Source organism: Pectobacterium sp. F1-1 (assembly GCF_025643735.1).
GTDB lineage: Bacteria > Pseudomonadota > Gammaproteobacteria > Enterobacterales > Enterobacteriaceae > Pectobacterium > Pectobacterium colocasium.
Genome location: NZ_CP104733.1, coordinates 1,652,196 through 1,673,269, shown reverse-complemented (window position 1 = coordinate 1,673,269; position 21,074 = coordinate 1,652,196). Strand labels below are relative to the sequence as shown.

18 protein-coding genes are annotated in these 21,074 nt (G+C 53.1%); 13 read left to right on the top strand and 5 right to left on the bottom strand.

From position 1 onward, the window contains the following. Positions 1-138 precede the first annotated feature (138 nt). The 3 genes from NAL19_RS07290 to NAL19_RS07280 all read left to right on the top strand — a co-directional run bounded on the left by NAL19_RS07290 (position 139) and on the right by NAL19_RS07280 (position 1,903). A complete protein-coding gene (locus NAL19_RS07290; RefSeq protein ID WP_263059261.1) occupies positions 139-648 on the top strand; it encodes an RNA polymerase sigma factor in 510 nt (169 codons plus the stop codon). 117 nt (positions 649-765) lie between these two features. Then, a complete protein-coding gene (locus NAL19_RS07285) occupies positions 766-1,719 on the top strand; it encodes a FecR family protein (protein WP_263059260.1) in 954 nt (317 codons plus the stop codon). A gap of 16 nt (positions 1,720-1,735) precedes the next feature. Then, the gene (locus tag NAL19_RS07280) at positions 1,736-1,903 is read left to right on the top strand and encodes a hypothetical protein (protein ID WP_263059259.1); all 168 of its coding nucleotides are present in this window, start codon (positions 1,736-1,738) and stop codon (positions 1,901-1,903) included. A gap of 102 nt (positions 1,904-2,005) precedes the next feature. Here NAL19_RS07280 and NAL19_RS07275 read toward each other — a convergent pair whose 3' ends face one another. Continuing rightward, the gene (locus tag NAL19_RS07275; protein ID WP_263059258.1) at positions 2,006-2,659 is read right to left on the bottom strand and encodes a nucleotidyl transferase AbiEii/AbiGii toxin family protein; all 654 of its coding nucleotides are present in this window, start codon (positions 2,657-2,659) and stop codon (positions 2,006-2,008) included. Between the two features lie 55 nt (positions 2,660-2,714). Next, complete coding sequence (locus NAL19_RS07270) at positions 2,715-2,921, bottom strand: hypothetical protein (protein ID WP_225087533.1); 207 nt, start codon at positions 2,919-2,921, stop codon at positions 2,715-2,717. A gap of 334 nt (positions 2,922-3,255) precedes the next feature. Between NAL19_RS07270 and NAL19_RS07265 the strand changes: the two genes are divergently transcribed. From NAL19_RS07265 to NAL19_RS07240, 6 genes are all read left to right on the top strand, one after another. Then, on the top strand, positions 3,256-5,952 hold the full coding sequence (locus NAL19_RS07265; RefSeq protein WP_263059257.1) for a TonB-dependent receptor: 2,697 nt from the start codon (positions 3,256-3,258) through the stop codon (positions 5,950-5,952). A gap of 120 nt (positions 5,953-6,072) precedes the next feature. After that, the gene (locus tag NAL19_RS07260) at positions 6,073-6,660 is read left to right on the top strand and encodes a heme acquisition protein HasA (protein WP_263059256.1); all 588 of its coding nucleotides are present in this window, start codon (positions 6,073-6,075) and stop codon (positions 6,658-6,660) included. A 260-nt stretch (positions 6,661-6,920) separates the two neighbouring features. After that, positions 6,921-8,780 carry a type I secretion system permease/ATPase gene (locus tag NAL19_RS07255; RefSeq protein WP_263059255.1) on the top strand — a complete coding sequence of 620 codons (1,860 nt, stop codon included), beginning with the start codon at positions 6,921-6,923 and terminating at the stop codon, positions 8,778-8,780. Positions 8,781-8,844: 64 nt separating this feature from the next. Next, complete coding sequence (locus NAL19_RS07250; protein WP_225087529.1) at positions 8,845-10,203, top strand: HlyD family type I secretion periplasmic adaptor subunit; 1,359 nt, start codon at positions 8,845-8,847, stop codon at positions 10,201-10,203. Positions 10,204-10,205: 2 nt separating this feature from the next. Beyond that, entirely contained in the window at positions 10,206-11,561 is a 1,356-nt protein-coding gene (locus NAL19_RS07245) for a TolC family outer membrane protein (RefSeq protein WP_263059254.1), read from the top strand. Between the two features lie 727 nt (positions 11,562-12,288). Next, a complete protein-coding gene (locus NAL19_RS07240) occupies positions 12,289-13,629 on the top strand; it encodes an anaerobic C4-dicarboxylate transporter (RefSeq protein ID WP_263059253.1) in 1,341 nt (446 codons plus the stop codon). A 207-nt stretch (positions 13,630-13,836) separates the two neighbouring features. Here NAL19_RS07240 and NAL19_RS07235 read toward each other — a convergent pair whose 3' ends face one another. The 3 genes from NAL19_RS07235 to NAL19_RS07225 all read right to left on the bottom strand — a co-directional run bounded on the left by NAL19_RS07235 (position 13,837) and on the right by NAL19_RS07225 (position 16,755). Continuing rightward, a complete protein-coding gene (locus NAL19_RS07235) occupies positions 13,837-14,553 on the bottom strand; it encodes an aspartate/glutamate racemase family protein (RefSeq protein ID WP_225087526.1) in 717 nt (238 codons plus the stop codon). Further along, complete coding sequence (locus tag NAL19_RS07230; protein ID WP_225087525.1) at positions 14,550-15,563, bottom strand: D-cysteine desulfhydrase; 1,014 nt, start codon at positions 15,561-15,563, stop codon at positions 14,550-14,552. Before NAL19_RS07230 ends, NAL19_RS07235 begins: the two co-directional genes overlap by 4 nt. Positions 15,564-15,732: 169 nt before the next feature. Continuing rightward, a complete protein-coding gene (locus NAL19_RS07225) occupies positions 15,733-16,755 on the bottom strand; it encodes a malate/lactate/ureidoglycolate dehydrogenase (RefSeq protein WP_263059252.1) in 1,023 nt (340 codons plus the stop codon). A 319-nt stretch (positions 16,756-17,074) separates the two neighbouring features. On the opposite strand from NAL19_RS07225, the gene NAL19_RS07220 reads away from it, so the two are divergent. The 4 genes from NAL19_RS07220 (at position 17,075) to NAL19_RS07205 (ending at position 21,073) form a co-directional block, all read left to right on the top strand. Further along, positions 17,075-18,097, top strand: a complete 1,023-nt coding sequence (locus NAL19_RS07220) for an ABC transporter substrate-binding protein (RefSeq protein ID WP_411561422.1) — start codon at positions 17,075-17,077, stop codon at positions 18,095-18,097. A 62-nt stretch (positions 18,098-18,159) separates the two neighbouring features. Continuing rightward, a complete protein-coding gene (locus tag NAL19_RS07215; protein ID WP_263059251.1) occupies positions 18,160-19,026 on the top strand; it encodes an ABC transporter ATP-binding protein in 867 nt (288 codons plus the stop codon). Then, positions 18,986-19,852, top strand: coding sequence for an ABC transporter permease (locus tag NAL19_RS07210; protein WP_263059250.1), 867 nt, complete (start codon positions 18,986-18,988; stop codon positions 19,850-19,852). Before NAL19_RS07215 ends, NAL19_RS07210 begins: the two co-directional genes overlap by 41 nt. A 117-nt stretch (positions 19,853-19,969) precedes the next feature. Continuing rightward, complete coding sequence (locus tag NAL19_RS07205; protein WP_263059249.1) at positions 19,970-21,073, top strand: iron-containing alcohol dehydrogenase family protein; 1,104 nt, start codon at positions 19,970-19,972, stop codon at positions 21,071-21,073. Position 21,074 lies beyond the last annotated feature (1 nt).

Below are 21,074 nucleotides of genomic sequence, written 5' to 3'. Positions count from 1 at the left end.
CAATTACATTAAATTTATTATTCAGGGCCTTACCCCGTCGATATCAACGGACAGGATCGCTATGGATAGCGCCGTGGCAAGGGAAAGGGGTTCTGTTGCCGCAAAGGCGGCGGGAAGGTCACCTGACGGGGCGTTGGCATGTCAGAGTCTGAACTCAGAATGCTGTTCAACCACTATGCAGAACGGTTAGAACGCTATCTCAATCATAAACTGCGTGACCCTCAGGCAGCGGCAGATCTGGTGCAAGAGAGTTTTTTACGGTTGGCGCAACGGCTGGAACAGCAGGATGATGTAGACGATAAAAAAGCGTATCTCTATAAGACAGCAAATAATTTGCTGCTCGACCATGTCCGTCACCAGCAACGCTGGCAGATGGCGACGTCTGTTGACGACGTGGAAGCGACGCTGGAATACCTGCCAGATGCTGCGCCTCAGCTCGATCAAACGGCCATCGCTCAACAGGAGCTGGAACGTCTGGCGAACGTACTGGCAACGCTGCCAGAGCGCACGCAGCTGATATTTCATCTGCACCGGTTTGAACACATGACGCAGGCGCAAATTGCTGAGCAGTTGGAGGTTTCTCTCAGCACGGTTGAGAAACACCTTGCCATGACGCTGCATGCGATGATGACGAGCCGCTCCTCGTGAAAGCGATCATTATCATGAAAAGCATCGACCACCATGAAATAATCACAAATTATTTACGGGTTTATTGCCGTCAGACGTCTACCTATTTAGAGACCCTACACACTCCAGGCCTACAACATGAACGATTATCCCCCTGAAATCCATCAGCAGGCAGCACGCTGGGCCATACGTTTGGCCGAAGCGCCGCTGGACGATGAACAGGAACTGACCTTCCAGCACTGGCTGGCACAGGATCTGCGCCATCGCCACGCGTTGGAACAGGCTGGGAGGCTTTGGCATGGGCTCGGGTCGCTCAGCGCCGAGCAGCAGCAAGTGCTGCAACGACAACCACCGGCAACATTGCCCAGCCGACGCGTCAATCGCGCGACACAGTGGAAAATAGCCGCGTTATTGCTGCTGGGTTTCTGTATCGGCACAACATGGCTTTCCGACGGCATCCTCATGCTGCGCTCGGATTATCGTGCCGACCATCAGGTTAAACAGGTTACGCTACCGGATGGTAGTCAGGTCGATATGGATGCGGGTAGCGCCATTGCGCTCGCTTATACACCACAAGAGCGGCGCGTTACGCTGCTGCAAGGCTCCGCCTGGTTCACCGTCGCCCCAACAAACACACAGGAACAGCGGCCTTTTCTGGTTGATGCCGCCTCAGGCACCACACAGGCGCTGGGCACGCAGTTCATCGTGCAACATTCATCACAGACAACAACCGTTGGCGTGGTGGAACACAGCGTGCAGGTCACGGCAAGCGGAGAAACGCTGCGGCTTGATGAGCAGCAGGCGGCACGCTATACCGAACAGGGGATGATGCGACTCCCCGGCTGGAATAGCCGCGAGCGCGGCGACTGGCGACGTGGCCTGCTGATCTTTGATCAACAGCCGCTGGCCATCGTGATCGCCCGTATCAATCAGTATCGAACGGGTACGATCGTCATTCCCAATTCAACACTGCGCCAGCGTCAGGTCAGCGGCATTTTTTCACTGAACGAGCTGGATGGCGCGTTGCAAACCATCACCAGCGAACTGGGCGCCAAAACCGTTTCACTCCCCGGCGTCACCGTGCTGTACTGATTAAAGAATTCAATGAATGAAAGAAACTCGAGAAGCCATCAACAGCGATAGCACTAAATATGGGATTACTATTGATTATCGTAAATTCGATGATGTCCCCCTGATAGCAGGGTATCAGTTGATAGCTGCCGGGCTTCATATTTGCCAAGGATCTGCGGACGAACATGCAATCTTGGTATATTAATCAATGGAACAGGTCAACAATGAATGTTGATACTGACGCCCACTCCAAAAATCTTTATTCTTGCGTTGTTTATTAATGTGAAGGAATAAATAGAATTACCTGCTACTGAATACTGATAAGCAACTCATCCGCTGATTTATCAATGAGCCGCTTTGCATACTCTTCTTGGATCAGCAAATTTTCTGCTATCTGATAATATTTTTCTTTATTAGATTGTATATGTCGCAAAGAACAAATTAGCGTTTTTAACACAGTAGAGCCATAGTGTTCTTCAGCCTTACTAAGTGCGCGTTCAGGTATACTACCCCATTCGTCATACATCGCAATAATATCAAAGACATCCTTGCATTGACCCACTAAGCACCTATCCGCATTTGCGAGCAATTTTGTATAAAAACAAGTTTCTCTATCTATACAAGGAACGGGAAAAATATTACGGTCATCTGCAACTAACTCATAGTTGTCAAAGCTAACAATCTCAAGTTTAACTTTTGTATCTTGTTCATCGATAAACGTTCTAACCGCGTATCGGTCAAAAGTTATCTCTCTTGCATAACTGAATTCTTTTTTTACAAGCAACCCAAGAGACCCCGATGTAACTTGCTCCCTTACAGCTCGATATGAGTCCTTATTTGGGCATAAAAAATCAACATCAATGGATTCTCTGTACTCATTAATCTCAAGAGCAATCCGAGTGCCGCCACCAAAGAAAATCGAATTTGCAATAAAAAAATCGGTGTTGAAATTATCCAACACCGATCTGATTATCTTATGATGAGATATCTTATATTCAGTCACGCGATATTCACCCTCATGCAGCCATGAAAAGACCGTTACCATATAGTTCAGTAAGCTTTTCAATAAGAAGACGTTCGTTCTGGCCTATACGATTCTTATCGACAAATCTCCAACGCTCTTCATACATACGAAAAGCCAAATCAGCCGGAATTCTCTGAGTGTGGTAATCCCAAAGCACCCTATCCAATTCCGGATACTCGCTTCGAATAATTTCACCCATACAACCACCTGACTCAAAGTCGCATATAACACAATATACATGCAATTAGTATAGCGATTAATCATTTTTGGGCAAGTTCTACTTACATCGGTAGTCCCACCCTTGCCACGCCGCTCAGGCGTGGCGCTCTCTCATAAACGCCCTTTACGTTCACAAGGCCGCAACGCGCCGTAGAAAAAAATTTAAATATTTTTTTACGGGTTCTGTCTTCTCAGCCGTCTTCATATTTAGGTAATGATTTTTATTATCATTTTCATTAAGAAAAGAAAGGTTAATTATCCCTTTGTTTATTAATGCTTATTGGTAATTTAACGAATGGCAGACCAGGCGAAAAATGTTTAAAAAAGCACAACAGCAAGACAGCCGCTTGTTACAACTTAATCCACTTTCTCTTGCCGTCGGCATCGCGCTTTCGCTGCCTGGTACATTCCATTCTGTGCAAGCAGAGACCCACACTGCCAACGTTCAGGAAGCAACCCGCCAAAGTGTCACCTTTTCCATCAGCACACAACCGTTGAGCAGCGCGTTGCTCCGCTTTGCGGAACAGGCCGGGCTACAGGTCTTTTTTGCCGACGTCAAACTGGAAAATATGCAGGCCACTGCGCTTCAAGGGCGTTTCGCACCCGAGCAAGGGCTGCGCCAGTTGATCGGTGCTAACCCGATCGATTTCCAAATCGGCAGCAATGGCGTCATTACTCTGCGCCCTCGTTCAGTCAACGTCGATACGGTAAAAATAGATGACGTGATGACGGTACGGGCGTTTACCGTCGCTAATCCGGGTGACTGGATCTACGAACAACCGCGCGCCATCAGCGTCATCTCACGCGAGCAGATGGACAACCGCCCAGCCCGCCACGCTGCCGATATGCTGGAGCAGTCCGCTGGCGTTTACTCCAGCGTGAGCCAGCAGGATCCCGCCCTCTCGGTGAATATTCGTGGCATACAGGATTATGGCCGCGTCAATATGAACATTGACGGTATGCGGCAGAACTTCCAGAAAAGCGGTCACGGGCAACGTAACGGCCAAATGTATATTGATTCAGAACTGCTCTCTCACGCCACGATTGAGAAAGGTGCCACAAGCGGCATGGGCGGCGCAGGCGCGTTCGGAGGTATCGCCACGTTTAATACCGTCAGCGCCAGTGATTTTCTGGTGCCGGGTAAAGAACTGGGCGGAAAATTGCACGCCAGCACGGGCGACAATGGGACGCATTTTATCGGCAGCGGGATTCTCGCACTCGGTAACGAAAGCGGTGATATTTTAGTCGGAGCCAGCGAGCGCCATCTGGGCGACTACTGGCCGGGCAATAAAGGCAAAATCGGCGACATCCGCACCGCATCGGGAAGCGATGAGAACACGCTTCGCGCCAGCGATTCGCTGAAACATGGCAAAGTGACTGACTCAGGCCACACGATGCGCTCCCGGCTGGCTAAAGTAGGCTGGAATCTTCCCGCCAACCAACGTATTCAGTTCAGTTATTTGCAGACTCAGACAGACACGCCCAATCCCAGTATGTTAACGAACACCACGTTTCCCGAACTGGGTTGGAAAAAAAGCGGGTTTAGCGACGTCATGTCGCGTAGCAGCGCGCTGGATTATCACCTAAACCCGGACGATCGCGATTGGCTTGATTTTAGCGCCAAGATTTATTATGTGGATACGACTGACAAATCAGATACCTACAGTACCAGCGTCATCGATAATAGCTATTGGACGCGTAGCCGGATGCGTACTTACGGCGTGCAGGCACAGAATATCTCACGTTTCAGTTTACCGGCTCAGCATGAGCTGAGCGCCAACTACGGCATTGACGTTTTCTACGATAAGTCCAGCAGTGAGTCCACACGTGAATCCATGGCGGGCGTCACACCGGGTGGTAATCGTTCTCTGGCTAGCCTGTTTGCCAACCTGACCTATGGCTATGAGGATTTCCTTATGCTAGAAGGCGGCCTACGTTATGACCGCTATCGCCTGCGCGGAACAACGGGAATGGAGATCACCGAGTTCCCGTATACGGTCGATAACCCCTGCACGGCAAATCGACTAACACTCTGCCCGGTCGTCAGAAACACTCAGCTCTGGAAGGTGGATAGCGAAACCGGAAAGCTTTCTCCCACCGCCGCTATCGCCGTTAAACCCGGGATAACCTGGCTTGAGTTGTTCAGTAATTATGGGAAATCATGGCGCCCACCCGCGATTACAGAAACGTTGACCACTGGCAGCGCGCACTCCTCATCTACGCAATATCCCAACCCTTATTTGGCGCCGGAACGGTCAACTGCGTGGGAAACGGGGTTCAATATTAAGGCTAGCGAGCTGCTTACAGAATCCGATCGTCTGGTTGCCAAGGTGGCATATTTTGATACCAAGATAAGCAACTACATCAATATGGAAATCGGGCGAGTTAAACCCGGTGTCTACACTGGCGCAGGTTCCGGTAACGCAGCCTATGTCAATAATCTGGCAAAAACCCGTTTCCGCGGTATTGAATATCAATTGAATTACGATACAGGTCGATTTTATGCCGATCTGACCTACACCAGAATGATTGGCAAAAATGACTTTTGCTCAAACACGGCCTGGCTTGGTGGCGTCGTCATACGCGAAGGCGGTAGAAATAATTATTACGCCACTCCCTATGATGACGTGAACAACTACGTGCAATGCAATTACGGCACCGTTTTTAGCTCGTCTTCGTATATGCCGAGCGATCGGGGAAGTCTCACGATTGGCACCAGAGCATTCGATCGTAAATTAGATGCTGGCGCGGTGATTCGCTACAACCGAGGCTATCAGGATCGCTCGGCGGTGAATCAGACGGGAGGTACCGGCAATTTCTACGTCGCCGACTGGCCCAAATATACCCTACTCGATCTCTACGCCAGCTATCAAATCACGAATAATGTAAAGGTCAGCGGGGCGATAGAAAACGTCACTAATCGCGCTTACCTCGTTAGCTATGGCGATTCGATTTCATACACGTTGGGGAGAGGAAGAACCATCCAGGGCGGCGTTGAATATCGCTTTTAAGCATTCTTCGCAGGGACTGCCTGCGTGTGAATCAACCGCGAATCATCACGATGCGCGGTTTGTCAGAGGAGGCACAAAACGCCTCCGTTTATCAGATAGAGTATTAATGAGGAATAAAACATGAGTTTAAGTATTCAGTATGACACCGAGTTTTCCAGTTATTCTATCTCCCAGTATCTGACCGAGTGGTCCTCTTTGTTCGGCGATGCTAACCACACTAACGGCAACGTCACCGACAGCAACTCGGGAGGTTTCTACGGTGGTACCTCTTGGAATAACGGGACACAATACTCTCTGGTCAGCCCGAATAACGCCACCTCTGCCTTCGTTGCCGAAGGTAACCTGACCTATCAATTCTCTAACCACGTTCTGTATGGCCAACTGGATTCACTGACCTTCGGCGACGGTCTGAGCGGCGGCACCAGCACCGAATACGCCATTCAAGAACCTCAAGTCACCTTTAGCGGCCTGGATCTCTCCAGCATCGTGGATAGCGGCCGTGAAGGCGTGGTGCATCAGGTTGTCTACGGCCTGATGAGCGGACAAGTGCAGCCGCTGCTGGATGCGCTGACCAATGCGGGTATCGACATCAATGCGAGCCTGGATAGCCTGAGCTTCGCGACAGCAACGTCCGATGCCGCACTTTCTGCGGATACCGTGGTTGACGTCGTTGGCGTCGCCGAAACGACCGATCTGCTGGCGGCATAAGAAAACGGCTAAAAGATGACGCTTTTAGCCGTTTGAGTGAACACCGTCGCGGTACGGAGAGAGTAGAGATGCCCTGAATATTTCGCGTTACACGGATGCAGCGTGAAGTATAACGGGCACGGCACCGCGGCGGTCTATTGAGTGTAATAACCGTTAGCAAACCGCGTCAATAGCGGTACGGCTAACCGTTTTCCCCCTCTTCCACCTTGTGGGCACACCACGGTGAGAACGATGGCTCTTTATTGAAGAAGGAACCTCCCATGCCCGCATCCCATCCGGCTTCATCAGGCAGGGAAATTATCGACGCGCTGGCCGCCTACCGTCAGGGATTTTGGGGAATTGGCCTGTTCAGCGCCGTTATCAATCTGCTGATGCTGGCACCAGCGATTTATATGCTTCAGGTTTATGATCGCGTATTACCTTCCAGCAGCACCATGACGCTGGCCATGTTGACGATCATTATGCTGGGCCTGTTCTTACTGATGGGATTACTGGAATGGATACGCAGCGCCGTGGTGATCCGCCTCGGTACGCAGATGGACATGCGGCTGAATCAGCGTATCTACAATGCGGCGTTTGAAAGCAATCTCAGGAACGGCACGGCGGGTGCCGGACAAGCCTTAAACGATCTGACCGCCCTGCGCCAGTTCGCCACCGGAAATGCGCTGTTCGCTTTCTTTGATGCGCCGTGGTTTCCCGTTTATCTGCTGGTGATCTTCTTACTTCACCCCTGGCTGGGCGTGATGGCACTGGCGGGGGCGATCATACTGATTGTGCTGGCCTGGCTGAATCAAAAGCTCACTCGCGAACCACTCGCCTTAGCCGCACAAAACACCGTTCAGGCGACGCAACAGGCTAACGCTAACCTACGCAACGCCGATGCTATCGAAGCCATGGGCATGCTCCCCGCCATGCGAGAACGCTGGCTGACGCAGCATAAAGCGTTCCTCTATTATCAGAACGTAGCCAGCGAAAAAAGCGCCAATATTACCTCGCTGACGAAAAGTACCCGACTGGCGCTTCAATCGCTGATGCTGGGACTGGGCGCGCTGCTGGCCGTCAACGGGGATATCACGCCAGGCATGATGATCGCCGGATCCATTCTGGTGAGCCGCGTGCTCAGTCCGATCGATCAGATCATTGGCGTCTGGAAACAGTGGATGCAGGCGCGTCTTGCCTGGCAACGGGTCAATCTCCTGCTCGATACGCACCCGGCGCGTGCCGCTGGCATGGCGCTGCCAACACCAGAAGGTAAACTTCAGGTGGAACAGCTCAGCGCGAACGCGCCCAACACGCGTACCCCCATACTCGCCAATATCACGTTTGAACTGGCTCCCGGCGATGTGCTCGGCGTGCTGGGTCCTTCTGGTTCAGGTAAATCCACCCTCGCCCGTCTGCTGGTTGCCGCCATGCCCGCTCTCGGCGGCAAAGTCAGGCTGGACGGCGCAGATATGCACCAGTGGGACAAAGGTGATTTAGGTCGCTTCATCGGCTATCTGCCGCAGGATGTGCAGCTTTTCAGCGGGACGATTGCCGAAAACATCGCGCGTTTCACTCAGCCGGATGCAGAGAAGATCGTTGCCGCTGCCATCACAGCAGGCGTGCACGAGATGATTCTGCGACTGCCGCAAGGCTACGATACACCACTGGGCGAAGGCGGTGCCGGGCTGTCCGGTGGACAGAAGCAGCGGGTTGCCCTCGCCAGAGCCATTTACAACCAGCCACGCCTGATTGTGATGGACGAACCCAATGCCAGCCTGGACGACGACGGCGAGAAAGCCTTATTGGCCGCAATTGCCGCCCAACAGGAGGCCAAAAGCACGCAGGTGCTGATCACACATAAGCCCGCCCTACTGTCCTGCGCCACTAAGCTGTTAGTCCTGCGCGCAGGGCAGATTCAGTATTTCGGCGCAACGGAACAGGTACTGAAAGAGCTACAGCGCGCCAAGCCCGCCAATGCTTCTCTGACCAAACCGATGACGAAACCCACCAGCCCTAAACCTACATCGGTTAATACCGCTGACGCCGCAAATGCCTTTGCTCCAAAAGAGCCCGGTTCCGCCGGATTGAGCATGGTGTACAGCGCGCCGACGCCGCGTCGTGCCGCACCGGATAAATGAGGCTTAGCGCATTGATAACAAACGCCTGCCGTCAGAAAAGCATCATGGAAAGAAGAGGATAATCATGTCCGCGTTACGCGAAGTCACATCACAGCCGACAACTCCCGTCTATCCGGTGGCGGATAACGTTGCGGCGATGCCATTACATACCGATGCCGGGCGCTATTTGAAGCACGGCCTCTGGCTGGTGCTTATCGGCTTTGGTGGCCTGCTGCTGTGGGCAGGCATGGCGCCGTTGGATAAAGGCGTCGCCGTATCTGGTCGGGTCATTGTCGCAGACAACCGCAAAGCAGTGCAGCCCGTCAGTAGCGGACGCATCGCCTCGCTCAGTGTGCGAGATGGTGACCACGTGCAGGCCGGACAAATTCTTGCCACGCTGGATCAGACACCCGCTCAGGCGCAGCGCGACAATCTCGTCACCCAACTTCAGGAAGCGCACGCGGGCGAAGCACGCCTGCTGGCGGAACGTGACGATCTGAGTGCGATTCCCTTCCCAGCCGCCACAGAACCACACAGTACCGTCACGCAGCAGATCCAGATCGCCCAGCAGCAGCTTTTCATCAGCCGCCGCGCCGCACTGCAACAGGAACACGCGGCGATGCAGGCAGCCCTCATCGGGGCAAAGGCGCAGTCGCAGGGTTCACAGGCACTGCTGACTAGCAGCCAAACGCAATTTCAGATTATCAGCGAGCAGCTACGCGGGCTGCGTCCGCTGGCGCAGGAAGGCTATATCGCCCGTAACCGCCTGCTGGACGTCGAGCGGCAGGCTGCCCAGTTGGCAGGCGCAATTGCGCAGGAACGGAATAATCAGGTACAGCTTCAGCAGCAGGTCGTCGAACTGGAGCAAAAGATCCAACAGCGCCAGAACGAATATCAGAAAGAGGTACGCGCCCAGCTCGCCGATACCCAGCGTTCCATTCAGGATCTCACCCAGCGACTGAAAACAGCGGAGTATGAACTTCAGCACACGCATATTCGCGCGCCCGCCAGCGGTACAGTCGTCGGGCTGGCGCTGCATACCGAAGGCGGCGTGGTCAATAGTGGGCAGATGTTGATGGAGATTGTTCCTGATGGGCAACCGCTATTGATTGACGCGCAGTTGCCTATCGAGCTGGTAGACAGAGTCAATAACGGGTTGCCGGTCGAGTTGCTGTTTTCTGCGTTCAACCAAAGCACCACACCGCGTATTTCTGGTGTTGTCGCACTCATCGGTGCCGACCAACTCGTCGAGCAACAAACAGGAAAACCCTATTACGCCCTGCGTATTCACGTCGATGAACAGGGTAAGCAACAGCTCGCCGGGCTGGACGTGCGTCCCGGTATGCCGGTGCAAGCCTTTATTCGTACCGGTGAACGCTCCCTACTCAACTACCTGTTCAAACCGCTTTCCGATCGCCTGCATCTGGCACTGACCGAGGAGTAATCATGCTGCGCCTTTCATCCGTTTATCGCGCGGCGATCCGCTCCAGCTATGCCGTTTCCCTTGTTCTCACGCTGCTCTACAGCACACCGAGCCAGGCATTAGGATTAATGGAAGCCTGGCAACATGCATTAACGCACGACCCCGCCTTTCAGGCCGCTGTGCATGCGCGTAATGCCGATAGCGAAGAGAAAAACATCGGGCGCGCCGGGCTGTTGCCGAAAGTCACCTATGATTACAGCCAGTCCCGTAACGATTCCACAGTGACGACAGGTGGTCAGCAGTCAGAACGGGATTACACCAGTCGGGCTTCCAGCTTTTCTCTGCAACAACCGCTGATCGACTACGCAGCGTGGTCACGCTATCAGCAGGGTGAAGCCAGCGCCGTGCTGGCAGACGAACAGCTGCGCGATGCCAGCCAGCAGTTATTGGTACGTCTGTTCCAGGCTTACACCAACGTGCTATTTAGCCGCGAGCAGATTGCGCTGGTTCAGGCACAGCAGCGCGCTTATCGTGAGCAATATCAACTGAATCAACACCTCTTCCAACAGGGGGAAGGTACGCGCACCGATATGCTGGAAACCGAAGCGCGCGTCAATCTGACCGAAGCGCAGCTCATCGAAGCGCAGGACAATCTGGATATCAGCCTGCGTGAACTGGAAACGCTGCTGGGGATGCCCGTTGGTGTGGATCAGCTTGCGGCGCTAACGCCACGCTTTACGCCGCAGCCGCTTCAGCCCGCGGGCTATCAGCACTGGCAAACGCTGGCGCTGCGTCACAACGCGCAGCTACTGGCGCTTACTCAGTCGCTGGCCGTGGCGAAGTACGGCATTGAGCGTAACCGGGCGGGTCATCTGCCTCAGGTCACGCTGGTTGCCAGCACGCGTAATACGCAGTCAGACACCGAAAACAGCTACAACCAAAAATACGACACGCGATCGATTGGCATCCGCGTCAGCGTACCGATTTTTGCTGGCGGCGGCGTCTCTGCCGCGACGCGTCAGGCACAGGAGCGCTATCAGCAGACGGCGCGGGAGAAAGACGAACAGACGGCGACAATCCAGACGGAACTGCGCCGCCAGTTTAATTTGGTCACGAGCAGTCAGGCGAAAATCCGCGCCTATGAACTGGCGGAAAAGTCGGCGCTGGCGCTGGTTACCGCCACCCAAAAAAGCGTTCAGGGCGGAGAGCGCGTGAACCTTGACGTGCTGAACGCCGAGCAGCAGCTCTATGGTGCACGGCGCGATCTGACTGAAGCGCGTTATACCTGGCTGACGGCCTGGCTACAGTTGCGTTACTACGCCGGAACGCTGGACGAACAGACCTTGCGTCAATTAGCGACCTATTTCGTACACCGCTAACAACGCGAATTCAGAACACTATATAAGAGATAACACTGCTGTGCGGCTACATCCGGTTAGAAAGGAAAATAAGCCGCATCCAGATATTCTAAAATATTTATAAAGATTTTATATTAATAACTAATCACACTATAAAAGGTGTCTTGCTTCGCATACGATGTGAAAATAGCTGTAAATCTGTCAGCTATACTGACAGTGTAAATAGTGGTATCGCGACAGCCGTTTTTATTTTTCGGCTATTCTCCAGTGGCCTGACGTTGACTTCATTATCAAAAAGGGATTCATGTTGTCATTTTTAAACTAATCATTTAAAAACAATACAATAGGAGAAAATACCTCATTAGAGGTAGATAAGGTGACCTTAAAGTCTGTTTTTTTACAGTTATCGTTAACGAAAATAAGAAATAAAAGAAAACAAGATACAACAAAATAAGAACAATAATTTAATGGATTTTAAAAACACGCCATCATCCATTAACAACCCAGTCAAAGAATGCTTAAATCAATCATTAATAAATTAAAATTACACTTAAATAACTAAATAAATCAGAAAAACATAATTATTGCGAGCGAGATCTTTTATTTTCAGTAAAGCAGGCAAAGATAAAATTTAATAGATTTAGATCAAGAAAATAAATAACAACCCGTCCATATAGTACCCACAGTAACAACTCACTTATTTTAATTCTAACTAATTAGTTCATTATATTTTTGCAATGGGGCTACTATGGACTTCATCATTCAATTAGTCATTGTCCTGATCTGCCTTTTTTACGGGGCAAGAAAAGGCGGGATCGCGCTGGGTTTATTAGGCGGGATTGGGCTTGTTATTCTGGTCTTTATTTTTAAACTGCAACCGGGTAAACCTCCCGTTGACGTCATGCTGGTCATCATTGCCGTGGTGGCCGCGTCGGCAACGCTTCAGGCATCGGGTGGGCTGGATGTCATGCTACAAATCGCGGAGCGTATGCTGCGGCGTAACCCGAAATACGTTTCGATTATCGCACCGTTCGTCACCTGTATTCTGACGATCCTGTGTGGTACCGGCCACGTGGTGTATACCATCCTGCCAATTATTTATGATGTCGCCATCAAGAATAATATCCGCCCAGAAAGGCCGATGGCTGCCAGTTCCATCGGTGCCCAGATGGGGATTATCGCCAGCCCAGTCTCTGTTGCGGTGGTGTCGCTGGTTGCCATGCTGGCGAATTTCACTTTCCAGGGCAAACATCTGGGATTCCTCGACCTGCTGTCTATTACCATCCCTTCTACCCTGCTGGGTATTCTGGCGATCGGGATTTTCAGCTGGTTCCGCGGTAAAGAGCTGGACAAGGATGAAGATTTCCAGAAATTCATCGCCGATCCTGAAAACAAGCAATATGTGTATGGTGATACCGCCACCCTGCTGGACAGAAAACTGCCACGCAGTAACTGGATCGCCATGTGGATCTTTCTGGCAACCATCGCGGCAGTAGCAATTTTGGGTGCCGTTGAAGGGCTACGTCCAGCCTTTGCCGGTAAGCCGCTGTCGATGGTGCTGGTGATTCAGATGTTTATGCTGCTGTCTGGCGCCATCATCATTATTGCGACCAAAACCAATCCGTCATCGATTTCGAAGAATGAAGTGTTCCGTTCAGGGATGATCGCTATCGTCGCGGTATACGGTATCGCCTGGATGGCGGAAACCATGTTTGGCGCACATCTGGAAGAGATAAAGGGTACGCTGGGTTCATTGGTGAAAGTGTATCCCTGGGCTTACGCGATTATCCTGCTGATTGTCTCGAAGTTCGTAAACTCGCAGGCGGCAGCGCTGGCAGCGATTGTTCCGGTAGCGCTGGCTATCGGGGTGGATCCCGCATACATCGTGGCATCCGCACCCGCCTGTTATGGTTACTACATTCTGCCAACCTACCCAAGCGATCTGGCTGCTATCCAGTTTGACCGCTCCGGCACCACCAAGATTGGCCGTTTCGTTATCAACCACAGCTTCATCCTGCCGGGACTCATTGGCGTAACCACCTCCTGTATCTTTGGCTGGGTGTTCGCCGCCATGTACGGCTTCCTGTAATCAGCCGAAAAGCCGCTCAGCAATGAGTAATGCCGATCGTTTAAGAATCGAGATACCGGGGGCTACCACGGTGCGAGGTATCCCTGCGGGAACCTCATCACCGTGTTTCCCCCTAAATCCACGCTTAAGTGAACAGTATTACTCAGCAATGAGCGGCTTTCATGCGATAGTCGCGCCACCCTGCTAGCAGCCGCTGGCAGGGTGTTTTCATTTCTGTTGCCAGATGCGCACGCAGGCCTGTGCCAGCGCGCGTGTTGGATCGATACTGATGTCACGCCAGCGTGACGATACCGCCTCCAGCGCCGGAGGCACTTCCGTACAGGCCAGCACCAGACGCTCTGCTCCTCGTTCCACCAACTGTTCAGCAAGCTGATCCAGTAAGCGTCCACCCTGTCGTAGCTCGCCACGTTTTACCGCATAGCACCCTGGAACAAACAGCGTCGTCATCTCCTGCTCATTCGGCACCACGGTTTCAGCCTCTAACTGCGCGGCAAAACGCTGCTGATACCACCCGGCGTTGAGCGTCCCGTGTGTCGCTATCAGACCAATCTTGTGCGGTGCATCCTTCACTGCCGCAGACTGTGCAATGGCGTGCAGCGTGGTGTCGGCAATATGCACCAGCGGCGCATGACTTGCCTCAGCCAGCGCGTCAAACCAGTGATGCGCCGTATTGCACGGCACCACGATATGGCTGACTGATAGACAATTAAGCTGCCGGATAGCATGCAACAGCGTCGGCAACGGTGATTCACCCGTTCCTGCCAGCGCCTGTTGACGATCGGGAATCTGCGGCACATTCCAGACCACCACTGGCACATGATCCTGATCGCGGCTGGCAGGCGTTTCTTCAATGATTTTATGCAGCAGATCGACCGTTGCCAGCGGCCCCATGCCACCCAGAACGCCAATCAGCGGTGTACTCATTGTGCCGCCGTCTGTTCGAACAGTTGACGGTAACCAAACAGCCCCGCCGAACCACCGGTATGAATGAAGACGATATTTTCATCAGCGCGAAAATGTCCCTGACGAATCAGGTCAATCAGCCCCGCCATACCTTTGCCGGAATAGACCGGATCGAGCAAAATCCCTTCCAGTTGCGCCAGTAGTCTGAGCGCTTCCAGCGTGCCTTCGGTTGGAATACCGTAGCCTTTGCCGACATAATCGCTGTTCACCTGCACCGCACTGCGCGCCAGCTCACCCGGAATCCCCAACAGCTGCGAGGTGCGTTGTGCCAGCGCGTAAACATTCTCTTCCTGCTTCTCTTTTGGCGCTCTGACGCTGATGCCTAATAGGGGAATCTGGCTGTGCGTCGCCGCCAGTCCGGTAACCAACCCCGCCTGTGTTCCCGTGCTGCCTGTCGCATGAATGATATGATCGATGCGCAGGCGCTGCTGGCTGGACTGAAACAGCAATTCTTCTGCGCAGGCGACATAGCCCAGTGCACCTACCGGACTGGAGCCACCACCGGGGATAACATAAGGTTTAAACCCTTCTTTACGCAGCGACGCCGCCAGCGTTTCCATCGCCTGCTGCATGTCTGTACCGGCAGGCAGGTGATCGACTATTTCACCACCAAGCAGGTTATCCAGCAGCACGTTACCGGAGCGCTGATAATCTTCGCCGTAATCTTCCACACGCTTTTCCAGCAGCACTTTGGTTTTTAGCCCCAGCTTTGTCGCCGCCGCGATGGTTTGCCGAACATGGTTAGACTGTGTCGCCCCCTGCGTGATGATGACATCCGCCCCTTGCTGCTGCGCATCGGCAAGCAGGAATTCCAGCTTGCGGGTTTTATTACCGCCCGTCGCCAGCCCTGTAGCATCGTCGCGCTTGATATAGATTGTCGGCCCCCCCAGATAGGCAGACAGGTTCGGCAACGCCTCCAACGGCGTCGGAAAATGCCCCAGTGACAAACGGGGGAATCGGGCAAGGTGCATAATAATCTCCTGAAATACGAATGGCAGGTTGAGATGACGACGTGCGGCTTTCATCAACGCGATATAAAGGCGTGATTTCAACGTATTTAGCCGAGTGCGCCAAATATACTTCCCTCATTGGGATAAATAAAATCAGTTAAATAAATTAAAAAATAATTAATTCAGCGGATCAGGCGACGTTATTCTGTAAATAAGAAAGTTGCCCCCAGCTGACATCATCGACAAAAATGCCGTTCTCCAGCCGCTGACGATAGGTTTGTTTTTCTTTATCGCCCGGCAGTAATAACGTATCGTCATCACGGGATTGGCGCACCCATTCTAATAACGCGGGGATTTCCTGCTGATAGGTTGCTGCTCCGCCTAATTTCTGCGGATCGATTAGAATAGACAGCATACTGTTAATAATCTGCTTACCTTCGCCTTTCGCCGTGCGTTCGGTTTTACCACCAGTTAGCGCCGCGCCCAGCAGAGAACAGACGAGCGAGAGCCCTGACCCTTTATGTTCACCAAATGGCAGCAGAGCCCCCAGAGGTTGCTCCATCAACCAACGTGGATCCACCGTCGGGTTACCTTCGTTATCAACGATACAGCCGGGCGCTACCGATTTGCCCTCGTTCCACGCGATACGGGCCTTGTTACCCGCAATGACGCTGGTGGCAAAATCCAGAATCACCGGGTCGTCATGCTCAACCGGAATGCCGGCACAGAACGGATTTGTCCCAAAACGCGCCTGCTGTCCCTGCCACGGCAGCACCACCGGTTTGGTATACACGTTGGCAAAATGCAGTGACACCAGCCCCACCTCCGCGGCCTGTTCCGCCCATGCACCGATGCGCCCCAGATGGTGAGCATTCGCTAAACTAACTACTGCCAAACCATGTGTTTTTGCGCGCGCAATGCCTTCTGCCACAGCCTGTTTTGCCACCACCTGCCCGAAACCCTGCTGGCCGTCAAACGAGATCAGTGGGCCGAAATCCAGCGTTTTCTCCGCCTGCGCATGAGGCGACAATCCGCCCTCTCGAATCGCCTCGAGATAGCGCGGCAGCATGCTTACGCCGTGGGAGTCATGTCCTTTCAGGCTGGATTCGACGAGGTTGTCCGCCACAATTGCTGCAACTGACGCGTCCACGTCATTGTCCGTCAACCGGTTGCGTAAATAATCGCGTAAATAATGATGCGTAAAAACAGGCATAAGTTTTCTCTATATTAGATCACCATTTTTATTGACTTTCACTATAACGTGGTGGTTTTTATTCATAACTGAAAAATAAGACTATCTATAGTCGATATTTAGCTAAAGCCGTTATTTACTTGATTTCTCGCATTCACCGCCATTTAAATCACATTCATTCTAAGTTATTCCAAAAAACACTTTATCCATGACGTTACAAGAAAATAGGATTCCTCCGTCACCCAATTATTCGTGACGCGTTATTTACTGAAATAATAATTTTCCATTTCTCTTGTTTTATCGCCAGCCCCTATTATTCATTCATAATGAGACAACGATAATGAATCACATAATACCCGCAAAAAAATCGACGCGTTTCGCGCGTCTTGCCGTCATGATTGGCCTGACCTTAACGGCATTTGGTGCCAGTGCGGAAGGCAGCATCAGCATTGCGCAGCAGTTTGGCATTGGTTACCTGATTCTGGATGTCGTGCGCGACCAAAATCTGATAGAGAAGCACGGTAAGCAGCAGGGTCTGGATATCAAGGTAGACTGGCGCACGCTTTCGGGGGCGACGGCTATGAACGAAGCGCTGCTGTCTGGTGCATTGGATGTCGCTTCCGCTGGCGTTCCGCCGATGTTGACCGTATGGGATCGCACTCAGGGGCGTCAGAATGTGAAAGCCATCGCCTCACTCGGTTCCATGCCCAACTATTTACTTAGCAATAACCCGGCGGTGAAAACCATTCGCGACCTGAGCGATAAAGACCGTATCGCCGTGCCTGCCGCAGGCGTCGGCTTCCAGTCGCGCACGCTGCAAATCGAAACCGCGAAGCTCTACGGCGCGGGGGACTTCAAGCGCTTCGACAAGATTTCCATCAGCCTGCCCCATCCCGATGCCAGCGCGGCACTGATCGCCGGCGGTTCTGAAATCAACGCACACTTCTCCAGCCCGCCTTTCCAATATCAGGCGTTAGAACATGCCAATGTGCACAAAATTCTGAGCTCTTATGATGTGTTAGGCGGTCAGGCAACGTTCAACGTGCTTTATACCACGCAGAAATTCCATGATGAGAATCCGAAAACCTACCGCGCCTTCTATGAAGCCCTGAAAGAAGCCTCGCAGATCATCAAAGCAGATAAAGCCGCAGCGGCTGAAACCTATATTCGGGTCGAGAAATCGAAACTGGATCCTGAACTGGTGAAACGCATCGTCGCCGATCCCGAGATCGATTTCACGATCACTCCAGAGCGCACTTATGTTTATGCCGAGAAACTGCAACAGCTTGGCGTGCTGAAAAACAAAGCCACCTCCTGGAAAGACTATTTCTTTGCTGAAATCTACGAACAGCCGGGCAGCTAAGCTAAGCGGCCAGAATCAGGCTTATTCGACGATACCCCTCGTCGCTATGCAGGAGAACAAGCATGACACACCACTCCCCGGATACGGTCACCCAGCCGCTGTTACAGGTTGATAGCGTCGGGCTGGAATACCGAACGCGGCGCAGTCTGGTACGCGCCACCCATGATGTAAGTTTTGACGTCTTTCCCGCCGAACGCTTTGTGCTATTAGGGCCTTCCGGCTGCGGGAAATCCAGCCTGCTCAAATCGATTGGTGGCTTTCTTTCACCAGTAGACGGCGAAATCCGCCTTGACGGCCAACCCGTCACGCGTCCAGGCCCGGATCGCATCATGGTGTTTCAGGAATTTGACCAGCTACCACCGTGGAAAACCGTGCTGGAAAATACGCTGTTCCCGCTGGTGGCCAGCCGCCAGGCAACACGTGCCGAGGCAGAAGAACGCGCCCGCTATTTTCTCAATAAGGTTGGACTGGCGAAATTTGCCGATGCGTATCCGCATACCTTATCCGGCGGGATGAAGCAGCGTGTCGCCATCGCGCGGGCGCTCACCATGCAGCCGAAAGTGTTGCTGATGGATGAGCCGTTCGCCGCGCTGGATGCGCTAACCCGCCGCAAAATGCAGGAAGAACTGCTGGCGCTGTGGGAAGAGGTACGCTTCACACTGTTGTTCGTTACCCACTCAATTGAGGAAGCGCTCATCGTCGGCAGCCGGGTTTTGCTGCTCTCGCCGCATCCCGGCCGCGTACGTGCGGAAATCAACTGTCACCAGTTTGCACTGAGCGATCAGGGCAGTGAAGCCTTTCAAACCACCGCACAGCGTATCCACCATCTTCTTTTTCCAACCGATGTCGCTGCACCTTCATCCGTCACCTCCACACAAGGTAAACTTTATGAGCATCCTGCCCCCCGTGCGGCCCGAGTATCAGCGTGAACTGGCGCCGCTGAAAGATTTTACCCTCACCCAACCTCTGCCGCTGACGACGCGCCTGTGGAATCAGACCTGGCTGCGCAAGCTGGTGCTACTGGCTGGGCTGCTTATCCTGTGGGAGTTCGCCGCGCGCTGGCAAAACAATGACCTGATGCTGCCGAGCTTCCTGCAAACCTTTCAGGCTTTTCGCGACGATCTCGCCAGCGGTGAACTGCCGCAGAAAATGGTGATTTCACTCGGTACGCTGTTGAAAGGCTATGTCATCGGTAGCCTGCTGGCCTTGGCGCTCAGCGCATTGGCGGTTTCCACGCGTTTTGGGCGCGACCTCTTAGGCACATTAACGTCCATGTTCAACCCGCTGCCCGCGATTGCGTTATTGCCGCTGGCGCTGCTGTGGTTTGGTCTGGGAGAGAAGAGTCTGGTATTTGTTCTCATTCACTCCGTGATGTGGCCGATGGCGCTGAACACCTACTCCGGCTTTCTCGGCGTCTCGGAAACACTGCGTATGGCAGGCCGCAACTACGGCCTGACCGGCTTTCGCTACATCAACGCCATTCTGATTCCTGCCGCGCTGCCGTCGATTATCTCCGGCCTGAAAATCGGCTGGGCCTTTGCCTGGCGAACCCTGATTGCCGCCGAACTGGTATTCGGCGCATCCAGCGGTAATGGTGGTTTGGGGTGGTACATTTTCCAGAACCGTAACGAACTTTATACCGATCGCGTTTTCGCCGGGTTGGCTTCCGTCATCATCATCGGGCTGCTGGTCGAAGGACTGGTGTTTTCCACTATCGAACGCGTCACGGTGAAACGCTGGGGAATGCAGCGCTAGACCTCATTCTGGTTATGCAGAATTTGCCCATTCATAGCCAGAATTGTTCTTTTGCGGCGTTCTGCATCGCTGCTACAACTGATTTATCTTTTCCCACAGAGATGAGAGATCGCGCACATGATTGCAATCCAAGCGCCACAAACCTATCTGAATCGTGATGGCGTCATTCGTTCTGTCGGCGAATATGCTGCCCCCTACGCCAGCACAGTATTGATTATTACCAGCCCACAGGCGTGGAAAACGACGTCGGATGCCGTTGAACGCAGCCTCAGCGAACACCGCTTACAGTATCAGGTCGAGTTTTTGCCGGGTGATTGCACCAAGCCAGCGATAGAAGCGCTGACCGCACAGGCACGAACATTTGGCGCAGAACTGATTTTAGGCATCGGTGGCGGGCGTGTGCTGGATGTCGCCAAAGCCGTCGGCGACATTCTGGGGCAGATTCCCGTCATCACCGTCCCAACCATTGCAGCGACCTGCGCCGCCTGGTCACCGATCAGCGTGATATACAGCGACAGCGGTGCGCACAACGGCCCCTTTCCGCTGACGCGCTTGCCGGTGTGGGTGCTGGTAGACAGCGAAATCATCGCTCATAGTCCCGTGCGTTACCTCAAGGCAGGCATCGTGGATGCGCTGGCAAAGTGGTACGAATTTCAACCGTACTTGCGCCACGGCGATGACGGGCTGGCGCTGGTGCTCAAAGCACAGGCCGCGCGACTGGCCGTGGAGACGTTTAATACGTATGGCGAACAGGCTCTCGCAGACAATCAGCAGGGTCTGGTCACGCCAGCTCTGCGGCGCGTGATCGACGCCGTTATCGCGCTGGCAGGGGTCGCGAACAGCATGAAAGATGAGGTGCCGCGTATCGGCGTCGCACATGCGATTCACAACAGCATGACGCGCCTGCCAGAGCTACATGACTGGCTGCACGGAGAGAAAGTCGGTTTTGGCCTGGCCGCACAAGCATTTCTGGAACACGACAACGACGCCGACCGCGAAGAGCTGTTCGCTCAGTTGCGCCGCTACGGAAGCCCGATCACGCTAAGTGCCCTCGGCCTGAACGAACGCCCCCAACAGGTTGAAAGCATCGCGCAGAACGTCAAAATCGCACCGAAAATTGCCGCCCGCCTCCCTTTTGCAACGGATGCCGAACGTATTGAACAGGCGCTGTGGCGCACACAAACTTTAGAAACCAACGAGATAAATAGCCACGCAGCATGAC

What these genes read in the sequence shown, in the direction of transcription:
- NAL19_RS07260 (WP_263059256.1), top strand. Translation starts at nt 6,073, where the DNA reads ATGAGTTTAAGTATTCAGTATGACACCGAGTTTTCCAGTTATTCTATC.
- NAL19_RS07215 (WP_263059251.1), top strand. Translation starts at nt 18,160, where the DNA reads ATGACACACCACTCCCCGGATACGGTCACCCAGCCGCTGTTACAGGTT.
- NAL19_RS07265 (WP_263059257.1), top strand. Translation starts at nt 3,256, where the DNA reads ATGTTTAAAAAAGCACAACAGCAAGACAGCCGCTTGTTACAACTTAAT.
- NAL19_RS07290 (WP_263059261.1), top strand. Translation starts at nt 139, where the DNA reads ATGTCAGAGTCTGAACTCAGAATGCTGTTCAACCACTATGCAGAACGG.
- NAL19_RS07225 (WP_263059252.1), bottom strand. Translation starts at nt 16,755, where the DNA reads ATGCCTGTTTTTACGCATCATTATTTACGCGATTATTTACGCAACCGG.
- NAL19_RS07280 (WP_263059259.1), top strand. Translation starts at nt 1,736, where the DNA reads ATGAAAGAAACTCGAGAAGCCATCAACAGCGATAGCACTAAATATGGG.
- NAL19_RS07205 (WP_263059249.1), top strand. Translation starts at nt 19,970, where the DNA reads ATGATTGCAATCCAAGCGCCACAAACCTATCTGAATCGTGATGGCGTC.
- NAL19_RS07230 (WP_225087525.1), bottom strand. Translation starts at nt 15,563, where the DNA reads ATGCACCTTGCCCGATTCCCCCGTTTGTCACTGGGGCATTTTCCGACG.
- NAL19_RS07250 (WP_225087529.1), top strand. Translation starts at nt 8,845, where the DNA reads ATGTCCGCGTTACGCGAAGTCACATCACAGCCGACAACTCCCGTCTAT.
- NAL19_RS07285 (WP_263059260.1), top strand. Translation starts at nt 766, where the DNA reads ATGAACGATTATCCCCCTGAAATCCATCAGCAGGCAGCACGCTGGGCC.
- NAL19_RS07245 (WP_263059254.1), top strand. Translation starts at nt 10,206, where the DNA reads ATGCTGCGCCTTTCATCCGTTTATCGCGCGGCGATCCGCTCCAGCTAT.
- NAL19_RS07270 (WP_225087533.1), bottom strand. Translation starts at nt 2,921, where the DNA reads ATGGGTGAAATTATTCGAAGCGAGTATCCGGAATTGGATAGGGTGCTT.
- NAL19_RS07210 (WP_263059250.1), top strand. Translation starts at nt 18,986, where the DNA reads ATGAGCATCCTGCCCCCCGTGCGGCCCGAGTATCAGCGTGAACTGGCG.
- NAL19_RS07220 (WP_411561422.1), top strand. Translation starts at nt 17,075, where the DNA reads ATGAATCACATAATACCCGCAAAAAAATCGACGCGTTTCGCGCGTCTT.
- NAL19_RS07255 (WP_263059255.1), top strand. Translation starts at nt 6,921, where the DNA reads ATGCCCGCATCCCATCCGGCTTCATCAGGCAGGGAAATTATCGACGCG.
- NAL19_RS07240 (WP_263059253.1), top strand. Translation starts at nt 12,289, where the DNA reads ATGGACTTCATCATTCAATTAGTCATTGTCCTGATCTGCCTTTTTTAC.
- NAL19_RS07235 (WP_225087526.1), bottom strand. Translation starts at nt 14,553, where the DNA reads ATGAGTACACCGCTGATTGGCGTTCTGGGTGGCATGGGGCCGCTGGCA.